Source organism: Enterobacter cloacae complex sp. P15RS, from assembly GCF_014895905.1.
In the GTDB taxonomy this organism is placed as follows: Bacteria; Pseudomonadota; Gammaproteobacteria; order Enterobacterales; family Enterobacteriaceae; genus Enterobacter; species Enterobacter quasihormaechei.
Map to the genome: position 1 here is coordinate 1 of NZ_JADBQL010000051.1, position 20,332 is coordinate 20,332.

Annotated in this window: 18 protein-coding genes; all 18 read right to left on the reverse strand. The window is 55.9% G+C overall.

What is annotated here, in order from left to right:
• Window positions 1–511 precede the first annotated feature (511 nt).
• Window positions 512–1,408, reverse strand: a complete 897-nt coding sequence (gene galF / locus IM267_RS20955; RefSeq protein ID WP_048244533.1) for a GalU regulator GalF — start codon at window positions 1,406–1,408, stop codon at window positions 512–514.
• 174 nt (window positions 1,409–1,582) lie between these two features.
• Entirely contained in the window at window positions 1,583–2,974 is a 1,392-nt protein-coding gene (wcaM, locus tag IM267_RS20960) for a colanic acid biosynthesis protein WcaM (protein WP_193034229.1), read from the reverse strand.
• 12 nt (window positions 2,975–2,986) lie between these two features.
• Window positions 2,987–4,207: a colanic acid biosynthesis glycosyltransferase WcaL gene (gene wcaL, locus IM267_RS20965; RefSeq protein WP_193034230.1), complete on the reverse strand. Its 1,221-nt coding sequence runs from the start codon at window positions 4,205–4,207 to the stop codon at window positions 2,987–2,989.
• Window positions 4,204–5,484, reverse strand: coding sequence for a colanic acid biosynthesis pyruvyl transferase WcaK (wcaK, locus tag IM267_RS20970; protein WP_193034231.1), 1,281 nt, complete (start codon window positions 5,482–5,484; stop codon window positions 4,204–4,206). Before wcaK ends, wcaL begins: the two co-directional genes overlap by 4 nt.
• Before the next feature lie 15 nt (window positions 5,485–5,499).
• Window positions 5,500–6,978, reverse strand: a complete 1,479-nt coding sequence (wzxC, locus tag IM267_RS20975) for a colanic acid undecaprenyl disphosphate flippase WzxC (protein WP_193034232.1) — start codon at window positions 6,976–6,978, stop codon at window positions 5,500–5,502.
• A gap of 1 nt (window position 6,979) precedes the next feature.
• Window positions 6,980–8,374, reverse strand: coding sequence for an undecaprenyl-phosphate glucose phosphotransferase (gene wcaJ, locus IM267_RS20980; RefSeq protein ID WP_063866523.1), 1,395 nt, complete (start codon window positions 8,372–8,374; stop codon window positions 6,980–6,982).
• Window positions 8,375–8,488: 114 nt separating this feature from the next.
• On the reverse strand, window positions 8,489–9,859 hold the full coding sequence (gene cpsG / locus IM267_RS20985) for a colanic acid biosynthesis phosphomannomutase CpsG (RefSeq protein WP_063866524.1): 1,371 nt from the start codon (window positions 9,857–9,859) through the stop codon (window positions 8,489–8,491).
• Between the two features lie 109 nt (window positions 9,860–9,968).
• On the reverse strand, window positions 9,969–11,405 hold the full coding sequence (cpsB, locus tag IM267_RS20990; RefSeq protein WP_063450248.1) for a mannose-1-phosphate guanyltransferase: 1,437 nt from the start codon (window positions 11,403–11,405) through the stop codon (window positions 9,969–9,971).
• A gap of 3 nt (window positions 11,406–11,408) precedes the next feature.
• Complete coding sequence (gene wcaI / locus IM267_RS20995) at window positions 11,409–12,632, reverse strand: colanic acid biosynthesis fucosyltransferase WcaI (protein ID WP_063450249.1); 1,224 nt, start codon at window positions 12,630–12,632, stop codon at window positions 11,409–11,411.
• Complete coding sequence (locus IM267_RS21000) at window positions 12,629–13,108, reverse strand: GDP-mannose mannosyl hydrolase (RefSeq protein WP_074177722.1); 480 nt, start codon at window positions 13,106–13,108, stop codon at window positions 12,629–12,631. Before IM267_RS21000 ends, wcaI begins: the two co-directional genes overlap by 4 nt.
• Before the next feature lie 2 nt (window positions 13,109–13,110).
• Window positions 13,111–14,076, reverse strand: a complete 966-nt coding sequence (locus IM267_RS21005; protein WP_063450251.1) for a GDP-L-fucose synthase — start codon at window positions 14,074–14,076, stop codon at window positions 13,111–13,113.
• Window positions 14,077–14,078: 2 nt separating this feature from the next.
• Window positions 14,079–15,200, reverse strand: a complete 1,122-nt coding sequence (gene gmd, locus IM267_RS21010) for a GDP-mannose 4,6-dehydratase (protein ID WP_003863514.1) — start codon at window positions 15,198–15,200, stop codon at window positions 14,079–14,081.
• Window positions 15,201–15,221: 21 nt separating this feature from the next.
• Complete coding sequence (gene wcaF, locus IM267_RS21015) at window positions 15,222–15,776, reverse strand: colanic acid biosynthesis acetyltransferase WcaF (RefSeq protein ID WP_063450253.1); 555 nt, start codon at window positions 15,774–15,776, stop codon at window positions 15,222–15,224.
• A 16-nt stretch (window positions 15,777–15,792) separates the two neighbouring features.
• The gene (gene wcaE, locus IM267_RS21020; RefSeq protein WP_063450254.1) at window positions 15,793–16,539 is read right to left on the reverse strand and encodes a colanic acid biosynthesis glycosyltransferase WcaE; all 747 of its coding nucleotides are present in this window, start codon (window positions 16,537–16,539) and stop codon (window positions 15,793–15,795) included.
• A 16-nt stretch (window positions 16,540–16,555) separates the two neighbouring features.
• The gene (gene wcaD, locus IM267_RS21025) at window positions 16,556–17,776 is read right to left on the reverse strand and encodes a colanic acid polymerase WcaD (protein ID WP_193034233.1); all 1,221 of its coding nucleotides are present in this window, start codon (window positions 17,774–17,776) and stop codon (window positions 16,556–16,558) included.
• Window positions 17,751–18,968, reverse strand: a complete 1,218-nt coding sequence (gene wcaC, locus IM267_RS21030; RefSeq protein ID WP_063450256.1) for a colanic acid biosynthesis glycosyltransferase WcaC — start codon at window positions 18,966–18,968, stop codon at window positions 17,751–17,753. The genes wcaD and wcaC overlap by 26 nt, the downstream gene beginning before the upstream one ends.
• Entirely contained in the window at window positions 18,965–19,456 is a 492-nt protein-coding gene (gene wcaB, locus IM267_RS21035) for a colanic acid biosynthesis acetyltransferase WcaB (RefSeq protein ID WP_063866528.1), read from the reverse strand. The genes wcaC and wcaB overlap by 4 nt, the downstream gene beginning before the upstream one ends.
• Window positions 19,456–20,298, reverse strand: coding sequence for a colanic acid biosynthesis glycosyltransferase WcaA (wcaA, locus tag IM267_RS21040; RefSeq protein WP_006811246.1), 843 nt, complete (start codon window positions 20,296–20,298; stop codon window positions 19,456–19,458). Before wcaA ends, wcaB begins: the two co-directional genes overlap by 1 nt.
• Window positions 20,299–20,332 lie beyond the last annotated feature (34 nt).

Below are 20,332 nucleotides of genomic sequence, written 5' to 3' on the forward strand. Positions count from 1 at the left end.
GAACCAGAATACCTGAGTATATCCCTCCTCTAGCGGAATACCCTGTATCCAGACAGATAGATAATATACAAAATTCACCACAAAGTAGAAAATAGTAAAAACGCGAATATATACGCCTTTTATAAAGTATATGGTGCAAATAATATATAAAAGAGGAAGTAAAAAATACAGAGATGCCATCAATCTGCCTTTAGGTAAAATATTAGCATTACTAATAAAGGGAATGAGCCACAGCGCTCAACATGGTCGGGCCACGCTACCGCCCTTGGCTCCTAAGCTACCAACATGCTTATATTCTATAACAAATTTTTGAACGCCGAATACGCAGTTCCGGTTCCTAAAATATGCGGATAATTGTCTGACGTATCTCGTTTAGAAACAAGCAAAAAGTTATAGACGATCGTACTAAAACGCCCTTGCCTGTGTCAGAAACATTAAAAGGCGGTAGCGTTCTATCCATTGTGAACGCTTACCACCTTAGATTGATACTATGCGGGTGTATACCGAAGGTTTAGTGCTCTTTAAGCAGCTTCTCAATCCGGCTTCTGAACTTCGCCCCTTCCTTCAGGTTACGCAGACCGTAGTTCACAAACGCCTGCATATACCCCATTTTCTTACCGCAGTCATAGCTATCACCGGTCATCAGCATGGCATCAACGGACTGCTTTTTCCCCAGCTCAGCAATCGCATCGGTCAGCTGGATACGGTCCCAGGCGCCCGGCTCGGTTTTTTCCAGCTCAGCCCAGATATCCGCATTCAGCACATAACGGCCTACCGCCATCAGGTCGGAGTCCAGGGTCTGCGGCTGATCGGGTTTTTCAATAAACTCAACGATACGGCTCACCTGCCCTTCCGTCTCCAGCGGCTCTTTAGTCTGAATGACAGAGTACTCAGAGAGATCGCCCTTCATACGTTTCGCCAGCACCTGGCTGCGGCCCGTTTCGTTGAAGCGTGCGACCATTGCCGCCAGGTTGTAACGCAGCGGATCGGCAGAAGCGGTATCAATGATGATATCCGGCAGAACCACGATGAACGGGTTGTCACCCACGACCGGGCGCGCGCACAGGATGGAGTGTCCCAGGCCCAGCGGCTGTGCCTGACGCACGTTCATGATGGTCACGCCAGGAGGGCAGATAGACTGAACTTCCGCCAGAAGCTGACGCTTAACGCGCTGCTCAAGCAGCGCTTCGAGTTCATAAGAGGTGTCGAAGTGGTTCTCTACCGCATTCTTTGAAGAGTGCGTTACCAGAACGATTTCTTTGATCCCCGCAGCAACAATCTCGTCGACGATGTACTGAATCATCGGCTTGTCAACGATCGGCAGCATCTCTTTAGGAATGGCCTTTGTGGCTGGCAACATGTGCATGCCCAGACCTGCTACCGGTATGACTGCTTTCAAATTAATCATTATTTCTTCCACCTTAAAATGGTTGACGAATTATAGCTTTTAAACCCGTTTTCGCCAGCATGTTTTGCCGTAAATATGACGTAATCCTAGGTCACCCCACCACAAATTACAGTAGTTGTAATCTGAATAGATCGCGATTCTGTTCCAGGAATAGTCGCAAAATAGCCTGTGTGATTACCTGTGCGGCAGCGCAAAATTCAACCGTTCCGTATTCACCACGTGTTGATCGACCCGATCAATATCCACCGAGCTCTGCCCCTTTTCATTAACCGCGTGAATGTTTGCGAGCGACAGCAGCGTCTCGTTTTTAGCCATAAACTTCCCGCGCACGTCTTTGCGCAGGTCGAAGTTCATCTTCAGGGCGGGGCCCGTTGTCGACTCCTGCATCACGTTGATATTGCGCAAGAAAAGGTGCTGCGGCTTATTGTGCAGCTCCAGCGTTGCCCGCTGCATCTCAACGTTGGTAATGGCGACAAACGACGTGGCATTGCCTGAAGAAATCTGAATTCCGCGCAGCTTATAGGCAAGCTGTCGGTTATCCAGATGAATATCGTTAAGCTTGAAGTTTTGCGGTATCGACAGATAATCGCCCTTAATCACGCCATACCCGATTAACATTCCGGCGCTGTTTACCATATCGACATTATCAATAACGAAATTATCACAGCCATAAATAGCTACCGTCGCGTTATCAATTCCGGCCTTTTTACTGAAGTCAGGAGTGATATTGCTGGCCTTGATATTACGGATCACAAAGTGTTTACCGTTTTCGACATGGACCAGCTGCCGACAGTTGCTGCCGGTGATATTTGCCACAACGAAGTTTTTAACGGTCTGCTTTTCCGGATAGTCGTTATCATAGGTGCTGCCGGCAAGCCCAATGCCTATGCCCCAGTTGATTTTGCCGTTGGTGCAGTTGATGTTATCGATGACGTGGTCAGAGATCAGGATGTTGCGGTCGTTAATGGCCACATTCCACTCTATCGCGTCACCCTGCAAGTGGCTGAACTTGCTGTTGGTAATGCGCGCGCCGTCCACCTGATTATGGAATCCCTGGCGCAGAATGGCGTAGTTCGCCTGGCTGACGGTGAGGCGATCGATAAGCAGGTTACGCATCACTCTCGGTTTTTTGCCGCCAATGTAGATCTGGGTGACGGGGCCGAAGCCGCTCATCGCCAGCCCTTTAATGACGCAGTCGGAGCCACGCACGTCCAGCGTGATGTTATGCGTGCGCCCTTCTCCTTCCCCAATGACCTTGCAGCCTTCCTGGAGCACAAACCGTCCGCGCCCGTTGCCCTTCAACGCGCCGCGGATCAGCAGGGTTTTGCCATCAGGAATAAAAATGCCGGTATTGATGTTTTCACAGGTTAACCCGGCGGGAACAACAACGGTATCGCCCTCGGTAAAGGCCTGCTTAAAGGCGGCGATCCAGTCGTGATTGTTGTAGCGATCGACAGAAACCGTCTTCCCCGTCGTCGCCCGCGCAGCGCGGGGCGACAACAGCGGCATGGCGGCCAGGACGGATAATGACGAGACAAATCGGCGTCGGGTAATCTTTTTCAGCATACAACCTCAGCGTTACAGCGTTTGCAGCAGGCTCGCTAACTGGCGATTAATCACCTGCTGATTGAATTCTGCTTCAACTTTTTGCCGCGCATTTTCCAGCACGGGGATCAGCGTCTGCCGATCGATGTCACTGAACGCGGCCAGACGGTCCGCCAGCGCCAGCGCATTGTTTTCGGGGACCAGCCAGCCGGAATGTTCAGAGGTGATCAGCTCCGGGATCCCGCTGTGCAGCGTCGAAACCACCGGAATGCCGACCGCCATCGCCTCCATCAGCGCCACGGGAATGCCTTCCATATCGCCGTCGGCGCCCGTCACGGAGGGCAGCAGAAACACATCGGCGTCATCGAGCATGGCCTTCACTTCGTGGCTCGGCTTAAAGCCGGGCATCTCGACCACGTCTTCCAGCTGATACTGCTCAATCAGCGTGCGCAGACGACGCTCCCACGGTCCGATACCCAGAATGCGGTAGTGGAAGTCCACGCCGCGCGCCTTCAGCTGGCGACAGGCCTCGATGGCCACGTGCAGCCCTTTCTTTTCGGTCAGACGGGCAACAGAGATAATTTGCAGCGGCTTGCCCGGCACCTTGACCGGTCGCTGGGTGAAGCGTTCCATGTCCACGCCCATGCGTGAAACGGTGATTTTGTCGCTCGGGCAGCCCATGGTTTTCAGGCGTCCGGCCCACAGATCGCTTATCGGCAGCATCATGTCGCCACGGCGAAACAGCTGCTGATATTCCGGCGTGTATTGGTTCAGCACTTCCCGGCTGGAGATATCGATACCGTGGAAAATGGTGGCGATTTTGCCCTCAATCACCCCCAGCTCGCGCAGTTTCGCGGCGGTTACGCCTGCCGGTCCGAAGTGGGCGATAAAGACGTCGGCGCGGTACGGCTGGGCCGTTTGCCCGCAAATGGCGGAGAGGATCAGGTTGCGGGCCTCCGCCCCGTAGCGCGACATATTCAGCGCCCGCCAGGTCGACGCGCGATGCAGGCCGCGCAGCGTCTGGCCGGCGCGATGGCGCAGTTTGTTCATCCGTCCGGCGGGTTCGTCCTGCAACCAGCGGGTTTTCGCCTCCAGCCCATACTGGGTATACGCCGCATGGGTGTTCTGCGTATCGCCCTTTTGCAGGGCGATAATCTCCACGTCATATCCCATATCGATAAACGCGGTGATTTGGTTCAGCACGAAAGTTTCAGACGACAGCGGGAATTTCAGTAAGAAGAAACCAACCTTCATTTCCCCTCCCGGACGCGGTCGAGGACGGATTTCACCATCCCAATGCCCTTTTCGCGTTCGGCTTTCACCGCCACCGCCAGACGCTCGTTGATCGCAGGCAGCTGGCCGAGCGTGTCGCCCACCATTGCACCCAGCGATCCGTCCAGCAGATGACGAATATCGACGGCCATTTCCGGCATACCGAGCTGCTGCATAATGCCCGCGGACTTGTGCTCGTAGTTGATGGCGATGGCCGGCGTGCCGAAGTTCATCGAGATAATCGCCGAGTGCAGACGCGTGCCCACGGTCAGGTCGCAGGCGGAGAGCAGTTTGCCCATCTCCAGGTCGTTCAGTTCGTCCATCACCACGTGGTAGCGGGACGGATCGTTCACCAGGTTGCGCAGGTTCAGCGCCACCATGCGGTCATCCTTGTTGTAGCTGTCGATACCGGTACAGGTTGAGAGCGCCAGCACCTGGTAACCGCTGTCCAGCACGCGGTTGACTACGTCGGCAAAGGCTTTTTCGTACGCCGCCTGGGTCGTGCCGAGGCGTTTATCAAACGGGGCGAGTTCACGCAGGGTAATGGCGACGGTTTTCTGCTGTGCCGCCACGTCCAGCCAGTGCTGTACCGCGTAGCTGGCCTGGAAGCTGTCATCCTGATGATCCACCAGCCAGGCGGTGTCTACGCCGTGCTCCACTTTGGTGGTGTCGATTTCGCTGCGCTTCATCATGTCGAGGCTGACCGATTCACGCAGGATCAGCGCGTCGCAGTGGCCGAAGACATAGTTCGCCAGCTGGTTGAACTGCGGATCCTGGAATGGCCCGACGCTGTGGCCGATCATAAACAGCGGCTTTTTCGCCATAAAGGTGCAAAGCGCATGTTCAAACTGCGGCACGCCGTACAGGTCGACGAAGAACGAGCCGCCCACCTGAATAATGGCGTCATAGCCGGACAGCAGACGCACGAAATCGGTAAAGCCCTGCGCGATGGCAATGTTGCGCAGCTTGCCGGTATCGGTGACGCGGGAAAGCAGCACCTGATGCTGGTAGCGACGACGCAGCACTTTCTTCACGCGCCCCATCACGCCCGCAGCGTTGTAGTGCTGTTTCATCTGGCTGTAGAGCGGGTCGCCCATCACCGGGCGGTTGAGTAACCAGGATGAGCTGACCGGATAACGGCTCATCACATCCACTTCTGTCTCAGGCTTAAGGGTGTTAATTGCATCCAGTAAACCGCGCAGGATGGCGCTGTCGCCACGGTTGCCGCAGGTATGGTTGCCAAGAATAAGTAATTTCATAATGGCCTCGTAAAATTAGCCTGCGCGAAGCAGCGTTTTCATTTTTTCGTTACGGCAAAACTGGCGCTTCATCTCGACCACCAGCGCATTGCGGGACAGCACAATCATCACGCCGAACGCCAGCGCGCCGGCCGCCACCTGCACCGCCAGCAGCGCCGCCAGCGGCAGATGCCCGTTGAGCACCACGCCCAGACCGTAGCTCACCGCAAGCGTCGGTAATGAGAGATAAAACGGCAGCCACAGGCTGAGGATGTACTGACGGTAGCTGGAGCCCAGCACCGGTTTAATCATCACGAAGTAGCTCAGCACGGTATTGACGATCTGCACCAGCAGGAAGCCGAGCGTCACGCCAATGGCGCCCGCCGTGTGGCCGCCCACAATAATTGCCGGAATAAACAGGAAGGTTTTAAACACGTTGAACTTGAAGCTGATATCCACTCGCGCTTTCGCCATCAGCAGAGAACCAATCGGGTTCCCCACCGAGCGCAGCAGCCCCACAACGCACAGCAGTTGCAGGATCGGGATGATGCTGTTCCACTTCTCGCCAAACACCAGCGGCACGAAATTGCTGGAGACCACCATCAGCCCCAGCAGCACCGGGAAGTTGATGATCCCCACCACGGAGAGCAGCTTGTAAAAGTTCACGCGCAGCTTCTCGGTATCGTCCTGAATCTTGGCGAACGCCGGGAACAGCACGCGGGTAATGATAGGGTTGAGCTTCATCGGCGGGACAACCGCGACGTTGTACGCCAGGTTATAGCCGCCCGCGACGCTTGCGCCCAGAATGCGCGCCAGCACCAGCGTGGAGAGGTTAGTATTCACGTAGTTGATGATGCTGTCTGCCGTCAGCCATGCGCCAAAGCGCAGGTTGGACGAAACAGACGCCAGCGAGAAGTGCAGCCCCGGGCGATAAATCTTGCGGCCAAAGAAGCCAAACAGCAGCGTGCGCACGGCAGAGTTAACGAGGTAGCCAAGAATGGCGGTCATCGCCAGCGGCCAGAAATGGGCGCTGACCACGGTGAAGGTAAAGCCCGCCAGCACGGCGCTGGTTTCAATCATGCCAATCTTGTTGAACTCCAGCTCTTTTTGCATCAGCGCGCGGAACTGCTGCCCGTGCGGGATCACCACAAAAGCAAACGACAGGGTGCGCATCAGTGGCGCCAGGTCCGGGTTATGCAGCACGCTGGCAATCACGTCACTCAGGAGGAACACCAGCACAAAGACTAAGATGCCCAGCCCAACGTTCAGCCAGTAGAGCGTGGTCAGCTCCAGATGGCTGATCTCTTTGCGCTGGATAATGGAGTTGGCGATACCGAAGTCAGACAGCGTATCGGCCAGCGCGATAATCACCAGCGAGACGGTCAGCAGGCCAAACTGGTGGTTATCGATAATGCGCGCCAGCACCGTCATCTGCACCAGCCCGAGGCCGATGATGACGATGGTGGCCATGGCTGACCATTTTGCGCCGCTGATGGTTTTTTCTCGTAAGCTCATCTTAGTACGCCGCTTTGTTCACGAAGCCTTTGAAAATGGTCAGAAAAACAATCTTGATATCGAACCAGAGGCTCCACTCGCGGATGTACTCCAGGTCGAACTCGATGCGTTTTTCCATTTTTTCCAGCGTGTCGGTCTCGCCGCGCCAGCCGTTGATCTGCGCCCAGCCGGTAATGCCTGGCTTCACCTTATGGCGCAGCATGTAGCCTTCAATCAGGGTACGGTACTGCTCGTTATGGGCCACGGCGTGAGGACGTGGCCCGACGATGGACATCCCCCCGGTGAACACGTTGATGAACTGCGGCAGCTCATCCAGCGAGGTACGGCGCAGGAAATTGCCCACGCGGGTGACGCGCGGATCGTTCTGCGTCGCCTGGGTTACCACCTTGTCGTTCTCCATCACCTTCATGGAGCGGAACTTCCACACCATGATCGGCTTACCGTCCATGCCGTAGCGGGTCTGACGGAAGATGATCGGCCCCGGCGAGCTGATCTTCACCGCCAGCGCAATGCAGCACAGCACAGGGGAGATCAGCAGCAGGATCAGGGACGACAGCACAATGTCTTCCACGCGCTTCAGCACGCGGTTGATCCCCGACAGCGGCGTGTCGTACAGCGGAACAACCGGCACCCCGTTTACCTCTTCAATACGGGAGTGAAGAATGTTGAAGGTGAACACGTCCGGGATGAGGATCACCGAGCAGGTGGTATCCGCCAGCTCGCGCATCAGTTTCTTGATGCGGGATTCATCCTTCATCTGCATGGCGATGTAGACGTTATGAATTTTGCCGGCTTTGGCGTCGTCGATAAGCTGTTCGTAGTTGCCCGCCCAGTCGGACGGCACGCCGCCGGGCTTCGCGTCGTGATAAATTCCGACCACTTCAAAACCTAACCACGGCTCTTTGCGGAAGCTGTCGAGCAGCACCTGCCCGACCGGCAGATCCCCCGCCACGGCAACGAAGCGGCGGTTATAGCCGCGGTTGCGCAGCCAGCCTGCGCCGAAGCGGATCAGCGAGCGGCAAACCACCATGCCAACGCTGGTCAACAGATACCAGCAGAGATAAGTCACAAGGCGGTTATCAAAATCATGGCTGAACGCCACCAGGCCTGCGCTGAAAATCAGGCTTAAGGTCCAGTTCTGGAGCAGCAGCATCAGTTCGGTGGTCATTTTGACGCCGCGCCATGAACGATAAAAATCGGTCATGCCGCCAATCATCTGAAACACCACCAGCGCGATCAACGCCATCAGCAAATGCATGTAGAAGAACGACTGCCCGCTGACCCAACACACCGCCCACAGTCCGCCGACCATGATGGTGATATCAGAAAAACGCTGCACCATTGAGATTAACGATGCATTCGTTCTCGCTCGTTCGCGCTTTTTTAGATTTGTCATCGTTGTTCCTTTAGTTCTAAACCTTTCCCCTCACCCTACCCCTCTCCCCAAAGGGGAGAGGGAACTTAAACACCCTCTCCCCTTTGGGGAGAGGGCTGGGGTGAGGGGCAGTTTTTACTGATTCAACAGCGCCAGAATGTCCTTCGTTCGGGCTTCCATCAGCGCCGTGTCAGCGCGGGATTCCACGTTCAGGCGCACCACCGGCTCGGTGTTTGAGGAGCGCAGGTTGAAGCGCCACTGCGGGAACGCCATGCTGATACCGTCGGTACGGTCAATCTCCAGCGCGTGAAGGGCAAAGTGGTGTTCAACGCGGGCGATGGCCTCGGCGGGCTGTGCCAGCTTGCTGTTGATCTCGCCGCTGGCCGGGAATGCCGCCATGCGGTCGCGCACCAGCTCACCCAGGCTCTGCCCTTTCAGGCACAGCAGTTCGGTCACCAGCAGCCACGGGATCATCCCGCTGTCGCAGTAGGCAAAATCACGGAAATAGTGGTGCGCGCTCATCTCGCCGCCGTAGATGGCGTCTTCCTCGCGCATGCGCTCTTTGATAAACGCGTGACCGGTTTTGGACATCACCGGCTCGCCGCCCGCGGCTTTCACCACGTCAACGGTGTTCCAGGAAAGACGCGGATCGTGAATGATCTTCGCGCCCGGGTTTTTCTCAAGGAACGCTTCCGCCAGCAGGCCAACGATGTAGTAGCCTTCGATAAACTGCCCTTTTTCGTCGAACAGGAAGCAGCGGTCGAAGTCGCCGTCAAAGGCGATACCCATATCGGCACCGTGCTCGATCACCGCGTTGCGGGTGTCGTCGCGGCACTCCGGCAGCAGCGGGTTAGGAATACCGTTCGGGAAGTTGCCGTCAGGCGTGTTGTGCACTTTGACGAACGTTACCGGCACGTTCAGCGCCTTGAAGCGGGCTTCAAGTGCATCGACAACCGGGCCTGCCGCGCCGTTGCCGGAGTTGATCACTAGCTTCAGCGGCTTGAGGTTTGCCACGTTGATGTAGCCCAGCAGGTGGTCGATGTACTCTTTTTGCAGGTTGATCTGCTTATAGCTGCCGCGTCTGGCTTCATTCACCGGCGGGAAGTCGTTGGCCTCGGCCAGACGCTGCACGTCGCGCAGTCCGGTGTCGCCGCTGATAGGACGCGCGCCCTTGCGCACCAGCTTCATGCCGTTGTAGTCCATCGGGTTATGGCTGGCCGTCACTTCGATACCGCCGTCCACGCCGAGGTGGAAGGTGGCAAAATAGATCTCTTCGGTACCGGAAAGGCCGATGTCCAGGACATCCACGCCCGCGTCCTGTAGCCCTTTCGCCAACGCCAGCTTCAGGGATTCACTGGTCAGACGCACGTCGCCGCCCAGTACGATAGTTTGTGGCTTCAGGTATTCGCCGTACGCGCGGCCAATGCGCCACGCGATGTCTTCATTCAGCTCTTCGCCCAGCTTGCCGCGAATGTCGTAGGCTTTAAAACAGGTTAATTTTTCCATGATGACCCCTTTTTCAGGCAACAGTTGGCCCTGACCAATTAATGGCCAAATTTATTTTTGTCATTCGTAGGCCCGGTAAGCGCAGCGCCACCGGGCATGATGCGGAGTGCTACACGCGCCCGTAGCGATCCTGGAAGCGAATGATGTCGTCCTCCTCCAGATAGGAGCCGGAGCGCACCTCAATTAGGTCGAGCGGAATTTTCCCCGGGTTTTCCAGGCAGTGCGTTGCCCCCAGCGGAATATAAATGGACTCGTTTTCGCCGAGCAGCTTCACTTCACCGTCGATGGTCACTTTGGCGGTACCCGCCACCACGACCCAGTGTTCGGCGCGATGATGGTGCATCTGCACCGACAGCCCCTCACCCGGCTTCACGGTAATGCGCTTCACCTGGTAACGTTCGCCCGCGTCGATGGAGTCATATTTCCCCCACGGACGGTAGACTTCCCGGTGGATATGGTGCTCGTGACGGCCGTCGGCCTTGATCTGCTCCACCACTTTTTTCACGTCCTGCACGGCGTTACGGTCGGCAATCAGCACCGCGTCTTTGGTCTGCACCACCACCAGATCTTTCACCCCGACCGTGGTGACGAGGCCAGACTCGGCGTAAACGTAGCTGTTTTCCGTTTTGTGGCTGATGACATCACCGTGATGGACGTTACCCTCCGGGGTGTGTGCGCTGATCTCCCACAGTGATGACCAGGAGCCGACGTCGCTCCAGCCCGCATCCATCGGCACCACTACCGCATCTGCCGTGCGTTCCATCACCGCATAGTCGATGGACTCTTCCGGACAGGCGAGGAAGGCGTCTTCATCCACGCGGATAAAATCGAGATCCGGATCCACCACCGCCATCGCTTTTTCGCAGGCGCTTAAGATATCCGGACGGTATTTTTCCAGTTCTTCCAGGTAGCGCCCGGCGCGGAACAGGAACATGCCGCTGTTCCAGTAGTATTCACCGCTGGCCACGTACGCCTGCGCGGTTTCCAGATTAGGCTTCTCGACAAACTGCGCCACGTCAAAGGCCACGCTGTCGCCCTCGCCCGGCGTTACGCTGCCGCGGCGAATGTAGCCATAGCCGGTTTCCGGCAGGTCCGGCACGATGCCGAAGGTCACCAGCTTGCCGTCTTCTGCATAAGGAATGGCCGCCCGAACCGCGTCGCGGAAGGCGTCTTCCTGCTGGATAACGTGGTCAGCCGCCAGCACCAGCATCAGCGGATCGCAGTCCGGGCTGCTGCGTTTTGCCGCCAGCGCCGCAAGGGCGATAGCGGGCGCGGTGTTACGTCCGGCAGGCTCCAGAATGATATTTTCGGTCAGTTTGTTCAGCTGGCGCAGCTGCTCGGCAACGATAAAGCGGTGCTGTTCGTTGCAGATCACCACCGGGCTTTCGCACTCCACGCCGTGCAGACGGTTAACCGTCGTTTGCAGCATGGTGAGGTCGCCCTTCAGGCACAGAAATTGTTTTGGATAAAGCACGCGGGACAGTGGCCACAACCGGCTCCCGGATCCACCCGCCATTACGACCGGATACAAAGTGGTTTGACTCATGATTTATCCCCGTATATCTGCAATAAATTGGCTCAGCACGTTCTCTTTCTCGAGCGTGCGTTCGGCATATTCACGTGCCACCGTGTTCTCTTTTGGCATGGCGAGTGCCTGCTCAATTCCGGTTACCAGCGCAGGGACCGATTCCGGCTCCACGCAAACGGCAATGCCCGGGTAGCTGTTGCACAGCTGGCCTAATTCTGTTCCGGCTTCTGCCGTAATCACCGCGTTTCCGCCCACTGCCAGAATATTGGTCAGCTTGGACGGCAGCACCGCATCCGCCGCGCCGCGTTTTTGCACCACCAGATGGCAATCCGCCATTTTCAGCAGCGCGGGCAGCGCGTCATAAGACTGAAGCGGGAAGAAGCGGATGTTGGTCAGTCCGCGCTCGCTGGCCATTTTCTCCAGCCGCGCCTTACCGCCACCCTGCCCGACAATCACAAACATCCACGGGTGTTCGCTCAGCTGAAGCGCGGCGTCAATCACGCTCTCCAGCCCCTGTTTTTCACCGATGTTGCCTGAGTAAAGAATAATTTTTTGTTCCGCAGGCAAGCCGAGCTGCGCGCGCAGCGCCTGCGCATCGTGTTCTGTTACATCGCGGAAGCGCGCCACTTCGGACCAGTTCGGGAAGAAGATCACCTTTTCCGCCGGGACACCCTTCTCCTGCGCCTTGTTCATCATCGAGCGCGAGATGGTCGAAACATAATCCACGTTGTGCAGGCCGCTGCGCTCAAAGGCGCTGGCGAGCTTCGCCACCTTGCCGCCCTTGCCTTTTCCGGCCATACCCAGACCGAGCATGGCGTCCACTTCATAATCCTGAATGTGCAGCAGGGTGCGCGCGCCGGAGAGTTTTCCCAGCAGGCGCATGCCCGGCGTGCAGAACAGCGTCGGCACCACGCCGATGATGCGATCCGGCTTCCAGCGACGCTGCGCCATCAGCGGGAAGAAACTGCTCAGGGCAAAGCTGCCCAGATGAATTAAACGTTTCAGCGTCGAGGGCTGTTTCGGCACGTAGAGCGGGCAGCGCCAGACGGTCGCGGCCCCCTCTTCGCGGCGATAGCGCCAGCTGGAATAGCGTTCGCCTACCTTCCACTCCGGGTAGTACGGCGGGGCGGTAATCACCCGCACGTCATGTCCCTGGCTCGCCATCCACTCGACCATCTCGCCGGTGTATTTCCCGATACCGGTTAATTCCGGCGAGTAGTTAATTCCGTAGACGAGGATTTTCATAGGCCTGGCACCTCGGCCTGACGTTCCGCGAGGAAGTACGCCCGACTGTTGTCGTGGACGTTGTCGCTTGCCAGCAGCGCCTCTGGCGTTAACCAGCGGTAATCGTCATGCTGAGAATCAGGCAGACGCAGGTCTGCCTCACTCACCTTCAGGCGGAACCCCAGCACGATGTAGTGCGTGGTGAAGCCGGTGCCTGAAAAGTTGTCGTCATAGAAGTGCTGCCAGACCCCGTAAAACTGGCCCGCTGCCATCGGCAGTTGCAGGCCCAGTTCCGCCAGAGTGAGACGCTCGAAGGCATTTGCCAGCGTCTCATCCTTCTGCACGCGCCCGCCGGGCACGAACCAGAAGCCCTGTGCAGGACGATTGGTTCGTTTCCCCAGCAAGAACTCGCCGCGTTCGTTCTCCACGATCAAATCAATTGAGATGAGCGGAGTGGAACGCACCACCGTGGCAAAATCTTCCTGACTTAAAAACATCATTACCCCCGGAAGCGGTGCTGGTTTTCCAGGAACCACTGGTAGGTGCTGGCCAGCCCCTGCTCCAGTGAGACCTCGTGATACCAGCCCAGCTGATGCAGACGGGTCACGTCCAGCAGCTTGCGCGGCGTGCCGTCCGGTTTGGTCGCGTCAAACACCACGCGGCCCTTGTAGCCCACCACCTGCGCGATGGTCTGCGCCAGCTCGCGAATGGTGCAGTCCACGCCGGTCCCGACGTTAATGTGCGACAGCATCGGCTCGGTGTTTTCCTGCCACACCTCGCGATCCAGCTCCATCACGTGAATGCTGGCAGCCGCCATGTCGTCCACGTGCAGGAATTCGCGCATTGGCGTCCCGCTGCCCCACACCACCACATCCGGGGCGTTTTCGGCAGTCGCCTCGTGGAAGCGACGCAGCAGCGCCGGGATCACGTGGGAATTGCTCGGGTGGAAGTTATCGTGCGGTCCGTACAGATTGGTCGGCATCACCGAGCGATAGTCGCGGTTATACTGACGGTTGTAGGATTCACACAGCTTGATCCCGGCAATTTTGGCAATCGCATACGGCTCGTTAGTGGCTTCCAGCGTGCCCTGCAACAGTTCGCTTTCGGCAATCGGCTGCTTCGCCATTTTCGGGTAGATACAGGATGAGCCGAGGAACAGCAGCTTGTTCACGTTGTGCAGATGCGCCGCGTGAATGATGTTGCTCTCAATCATCATGTTCTCGTAGATGAAATCCGCCGGGTAGGTGTTGTTAGCGACAATGCCGCCCACCTTCGCCGCCGCCAGATACACCTGGTCGATACGTTCGCTGGCGAAGAAATCCTCCACCGCTTTGCTGTCAAGCAGGTTCAGCTCGTCGCGCGTGCGAACAATCACCTCGACGTCGCCGCGCTGTTCCAGCTGGCGAACAATCGCGGAACCCACCATTCCGCGATGACCGGCGACAAAAATACGTTGTTTTGTCATTCTCAGGACTCCAGCGCGATGGCAACCTCGTAGCCATGAGACTTGAGCAGGGAGTGTTTTTTCGCTGCTTCAAGATCTTTGGCCACCATCTCGGATACCATTTCTTGCAGGGTGGTTTCTGGTTTCCAGCCCAGCTTCTCGTGCGCTTTGGTTGGGTCGCCCAGCAGGGTTTCCACTTCAGCAGGACGGAAGTAGCGCGGATCAACCTGGACAATCACGTCGCCTGGCTTCACGCCCGGTGCGTCGTGGCCGGTCACGGAAACAACGATACCCTTCTCTTCTACGCCGGTGCCTTCGAAGCGCAGCTTGATGCCCAGCTGTGCCGCAGCCATCTCAACGAACTGACGAACGGAGTACTGCACACCGGTCGCAATCACGAAGTCTTCTGGCTGCTCCTGCTGCAACATCATCCACTGCATTTTCACGTAGTCTTTTGCATGGCCCCAGTCACGCAGGGAATCCATGTTGCCGAGGTGCAGGCAAGACTCCAGGCCCTGAGCGATGTTGGCGATTGCGCGGGTGATTTTGCGGGTCACGAAGGTTTCGCCGCGACGCGGAGATTCGTGGTTAAACAGAATGCCGTTACAGGCGTACATGCCGTAGGATTCACGGTAGTTCACGGTGATCCAGTAAGCGTACAGTTTCGCCACAGCGTACGGGGAACGCGGGTAGAACGGCGTGGTCTCTTTCTGCGGGATTTCCTGCACCAGGCCGTACAGCTCGGAGGTGGATGCCTGGTAGAAGCGGGTTTTCTTCTCAAGACCGAGGAAGCGAATCGCTTCCAGCAGACGCAGCGTACCCATCGCATCCACGTCGGCGGTGTATTCCGGGGACTCGAAAGAAACCGCAACGTGGCTCATCGCCCCCAGGTTGTACACTTCATCCGGCTGCACTTCTTGCAGGATGCGGGTCAGGTTGGAGGTATCGGTCAGGTCGCCGTAGTGCAGATGGAATTTCGGGTTTGCCGCATGCGGATCCTGGTAAATGTGATCGACACGCTCGGTGTTGAATGAAGAGGCACGACGCTTAATACCGTGAACTTCATACCCTTTTTCCAGCAGCAATTCTGCCAGGTAAGAACCATCTTGTCCGGTAACGCCGGTGATGAGAGCGACTTTAGACATGTTTATATTCCTCTGTACTTATCAAAGTTTTTCAGTTTCAACGCGTTCGCGTATCACCACTGCGGGGTTGCCACGGCAAACTTTATTTGCCGGTAGCGATTTAAAAACGCTGCTGCGGGCACCGACTACCGTGCCATCACCAACAGAAACACCGGGTGCAACAAAGACATCCGTTGCCAGCCAGCATTTTTCACCGATTACAATAGGCGTAGCGGTAATATCAAAATGCGGGCTCATAAAATCGTGGCTGCCGGTGCACAAATAACACTTCTGTGACACCACCGAATTTGCGCCAATCGTAATCTCGCCAAGGGTATATAACACTGCGTCATCTCCTACCCAGGCGTAATCCCCAAGCGTTAATTTCCAGGGATAGGTAATTTTCACCGAAGGACGAATGACTACGTTTTTTCCTATTTTTGCGCCAAACAGGCGCAGTAAAAATGCGCGCCAGCGGTACAGTATTTGCGGGGACCAGGCAAATAACGTTGCCTGAACGGCCCACCACAGTTGAACCTTAATACCGCTCCCGCCCCGAAAACCTTTCGGCACGGAGAATCCATTTAATTCCTGCATTACGTTTCCTTATATCTCAGGCTTTGTTATATAAGGCTTTCGCTTTACCCGTCGTTTTCAGACGTAAGAAATAAGATAATTCCGCCCAGAACCCCGGCACGCGTAATATTTTACGCTGCACGTTTTTGGCATCCTGACACAATTCCAGATTATTTGAAGTTGACACGCCGCCCATTGAAAATTCAGATACCAGTCCTTTAATTCGACGGAACGGGTAGCCGGATTTGTACAGGCTGGCGGCCAGGGCATAATCTGATGACACTTTATAGCGCAAATCGTAAGGCTGTTTTTTCAGGCCGCTCATCGGGAAGAAAATAGCCTGATGGCTGGCCGGCAGGCTGTGGTAGATATACCAGCCTGGCTTCGCGCCGCGCAGCACTTTTTTCCCTTCACCGAAATCAAGCAGCGCATCGCCGATAAACATCGCATCTTCTTTCTGGCGCGCCAGCTGGCGGGCAAACAGCGCCACATCCTCATGGAACACGTCGCCGGAATTGAGGAAGATGGCGTAGCGCCCCTGCGCCATGCTGATGCCTTTATTCATCGCATCGTAAATGCCTTTATCTTTCTCGCTGATGTAACGTAAGTTGAACTCGCCGTTGAGTTTTTCCAGAAACTCCGCCGTGCCGTCGTTCGAGCCGCCATCGACCACGATCCACTCAAACGTGAGGCTCGGATCGCGCGCCAGGTTGCGCAGCGAGCGCCAGGTTTTTACCACCCCTTCGTAGTTACGAAAGGCGACAGTAATGACGCTAAGAAACATAAATCACCTCATTTCGTCATACGCGCGTAATATTGAGCGCTTTGCGCAAAATAAACGGACAGACAATTAAGAAAGCATATTCCGGGCTAAATATTGACCCGGTAAAAAACAGCGACACCGGTGTGAACAGATAAAGTTGCACGCGAAAGTTCTGGTTATCACCAAACGCGTTAATCATCATTTTGAAAACTTTAAACAGATACCACAGTGTCAATAGTACGGCGAACCAGGAAAAATAAATAATTAACAGATACAGACCATTGTCTATGGTTTTTCCGACGTCCGCACCGTTAAAGATTCCGAATGATGCAACATATTCGTAAAGTGAGCCGAATCTTACTACGCCATCAATATGGGTTAAGGAATAACCTACCATCACCAGTGGACCCACAATGCGATAATAGGACGACGAACCTTCCGTTCCCAAATCACCCAGACGTTCTGAAATGTACGGAAAGGCGAATATGATGCCTACTAAAAATACCGTCATAGAGATTATCGCCAGCGGCAGTTTTTTCTTAATCGCCTCTTTGTTCAGGTACTGGAACGCCCATTCAAGCAGGTAAAACAGGATAAACGTCATTACCCCTGAGAACGACCCAGACAGAACGATTCCTGCAAGAATCATAGCATCGGTCTTGGGGGTTTTGATACCGAACTGTTTGATGCTGAGCCAAATTGAGATTAATGCCAGAGCAAAAAACGCCGGTTCAAAATAGAGCGCGGTAGTACGCTTGCCACCAAACTTAATGAAGTTCAGTACATAGCTGTTACTGTATATAAGATATTTCGAAATTATTTCCATCAGGCTACTGCCGCCCGTGAGAATAATTTGCGCCATCTCCATTGCCGCAAGCATAACAATCAGCCCAACGGCAATATAAAAGAACCTGAGGATTTTCCGATAATTGTGCGGAGAAATAGTTTTAAAGCGAATACTCCATACCATGCCAATAATGATAACGATATAAACAAACAGCATGGTGGAGGTGACATATTTGCTGGCATCCAGCGACTGACCAAAGATGTAGTTAAACGCCGTCAGGCCAAACCCGATCCCCAGCGCAATCATCAGCTTTTTGAGGTTAAGCTTGTCAACGTACAGCAGCAGCAGAACCGGCAGGAAGGTGACGATGGTGATCGGGAAGCTTTCACCGAGCTGGGCAATCTTAACGTTGACCAGCAGGTAGATCAGCGGCAGCAGCAGATAACTACAGATTCTGATAGAACGAGACATACTCCTCCAGCATCTGTTGTCCGCTGTATGCTTTGCGGCTGCGGTTGCGGAACGATTCCAGGTCCGTGCCAAAAACGGCCTGCGCAATATCGGCCTTCGACAGCTGCACCAGCGGCAGCACCTCCTGCTCGGCGAACGTTTTACCGCCCGATTTCTCCAGCACTTCCCGCGCCGCGTCGCTGTGGGTGGCAATCACCGGCACGCCAATGGAGAGCGCTTCGCACAGGATCAGCGGATAGTTGTCCACGCGGGAGCTGAACACCAGCGCGTCCATGCCGTTGAGGGCGCTCATCAGCTTGCGCTTGTCGGTTTCAAACCCGTGATTCACCACGTTAGCGCCTTCGAACGGCGAGAATTTGCCAAAGGTATGCAGTTCAATTTTGTCGCCGAGCGCCATCATGTCGCGCACCAGCTGCTGGTTGGTTTTGCCGTCGTAGCGCAGGTCATGGGCGACGACCGCAATTTTCGGCTTGCCGGCGGTAACGGCCACGGGCGTCAGTTCGGCCAGGATCTCTTCCGTCGCCACATCAATACCGTTATTGATGATCTTGCAGCGCCCTGCCCCGTAAAGGCTATTGAAAGCATCCGCCACGTGCTGGCTTGGAGAGATAAACGTGCAGCCGAGCGAGAGCATGTCGCGGAACAGCTGACGCTTGCCCTCAACCAGCTGATGCGCGCGATCCACCTTCACCGGCGGGTAGTTGCTGAGCGTAGGGCATTTCTGGCAGGCGTTTTTCCAGCCCTCGCATCCGTCGGTGAACGCGCAGCGTCCGGTCACGCTCCAGTGGTCGTGCAGCGTCCAGACGAACCGGGTATCCGGCTTGTGCGCCTTCACCTTGCCGCAAAACGCCACCACCTCATCCAGATTCAGCCAGTAGCTGTGCAGCACGTGGAAGTGCAGCACAACCGGGCCGCTGGTGCGGGTGACGGTGCGGTAAAGATTATTCAGGTTGCCAAACAGATCGCGGTTAAACAGGCGGAACAGCGCAATATTGGCGATGGAGGTCAGACGCGGCGTCTGCTTCAGCACCTGCGGATAGTTATCATGGCTGACGCTTTTCTTGCCGCCCTTGCCGTAACCGTAAACGAAGCGCGACTGGAGTCCTTTTTGCAGCGCGCGCTGGTGCAGATCCAGCGCTACGCCTGCCGCCCCGCCCTCTGCGAGGCGCACGTTAAATTGCAGAATGTTCATTTAATCACCTTCACGCGGGCTTTTTCACCCACCACCAGCGCGTTGTCCGGAATGCTGTCCAGCACCACGCTGCCTGCGCCAATCGTCACGTTATTGCCTACGCTAATATCGCCAATCATCACCACGTTCGCCCCCAGCTCGACGTTATTGCCGATGACCGGGCAGGCCAGGCTGTCCGGCCCGCGGTTGCCGATGGTCACCCCGTGGCGAATGGTGAAATCATCACCCGCGACCACGAATTTGTTGATGACGACCGCATAGCCGTGATGAATGGTAAAGCGGCGACCGATGGTGGCAGCGGCCTGAATTTCATAGCCAAAAAAGCATTCGGTGATGATGCGATACAGCACCAGCACCGGCGCGGCCCAGATATTGTTCAGTACGTTTTTCTTGCGCCACACCGAGCAAAAGTGCGCAATACGGTAGGCCAGAACCATGCAGCACGGACGCAGGCTCCAGCTGTTTGCGCGGCAATCTTCCAGAAACATTATTTCCCCCGAAGCCCGTCAGCCAGACGCTTGCCGTTACGCACCGACAGCAGCGTCAGCAGCGTGCGCCAGTTCATGCGCTTATTGCGGATCTGATAGAGGGTAAAGAGCTGATACTTCCGGCTGGCACGGTCAAACTTGTCCTTGTGCTTGCGGTAAAAATGGAAGTAGCCCGAGAATTTTTTTGGTGACGAGGTGATCTGCATCTCCCCGTGGTTGATGTGCAGGATCTGCGTGGCCTCTTCCACCTTCCACGGCTCGCCGTACTCCACCACCATGCGCAGGAAGATGTCGTAATCCTGCGCGGCCTTCAGCTCGGTATCGAACAGGCACTCCTTAAAGCGCCAGGCCCAGGTAAACACCTGATTGCCGATAATATTGCGCTTGTAGAACAGGCGGCGTGAATAGGGTGATTTCGGATACAGCGGCAGGCTGGCCGGCTGCGAATACACCTCGCCCTGACAGACGTAGTCGTTGGCATAGAGAAACGCGTGGGTCACCAGCTGCGCCTTGTGCGACAGAAAGATCGACAGGCGGTTTGGCGTCCATTCGTCATCGTCGTCGATACCGGTGAGATACTGCCCTTTCGCCTGCATAATCGCCTGATTGCGCACCGCGCACGCCCCGGAGTTGATGGCGTTGTGCGTGTACACCACGCGCGGATCGTTAAGGTCTTCAACAAATTTTTGCAGCTGTTCGTAAGAGGAGGAACAGTCATCCACGATAATCAGTTCCCAGTTATCGTAATCCTGACGCAGGACCGATTTAATCGCGCGGATCGCCAGCTGCTGACGATTCCATGTCGGCATATAGATAGAAATCAAAGGGCGTTGTGTGCTCATGTATTCCTCCTGCCCCCACCCCTCACCCTAACCC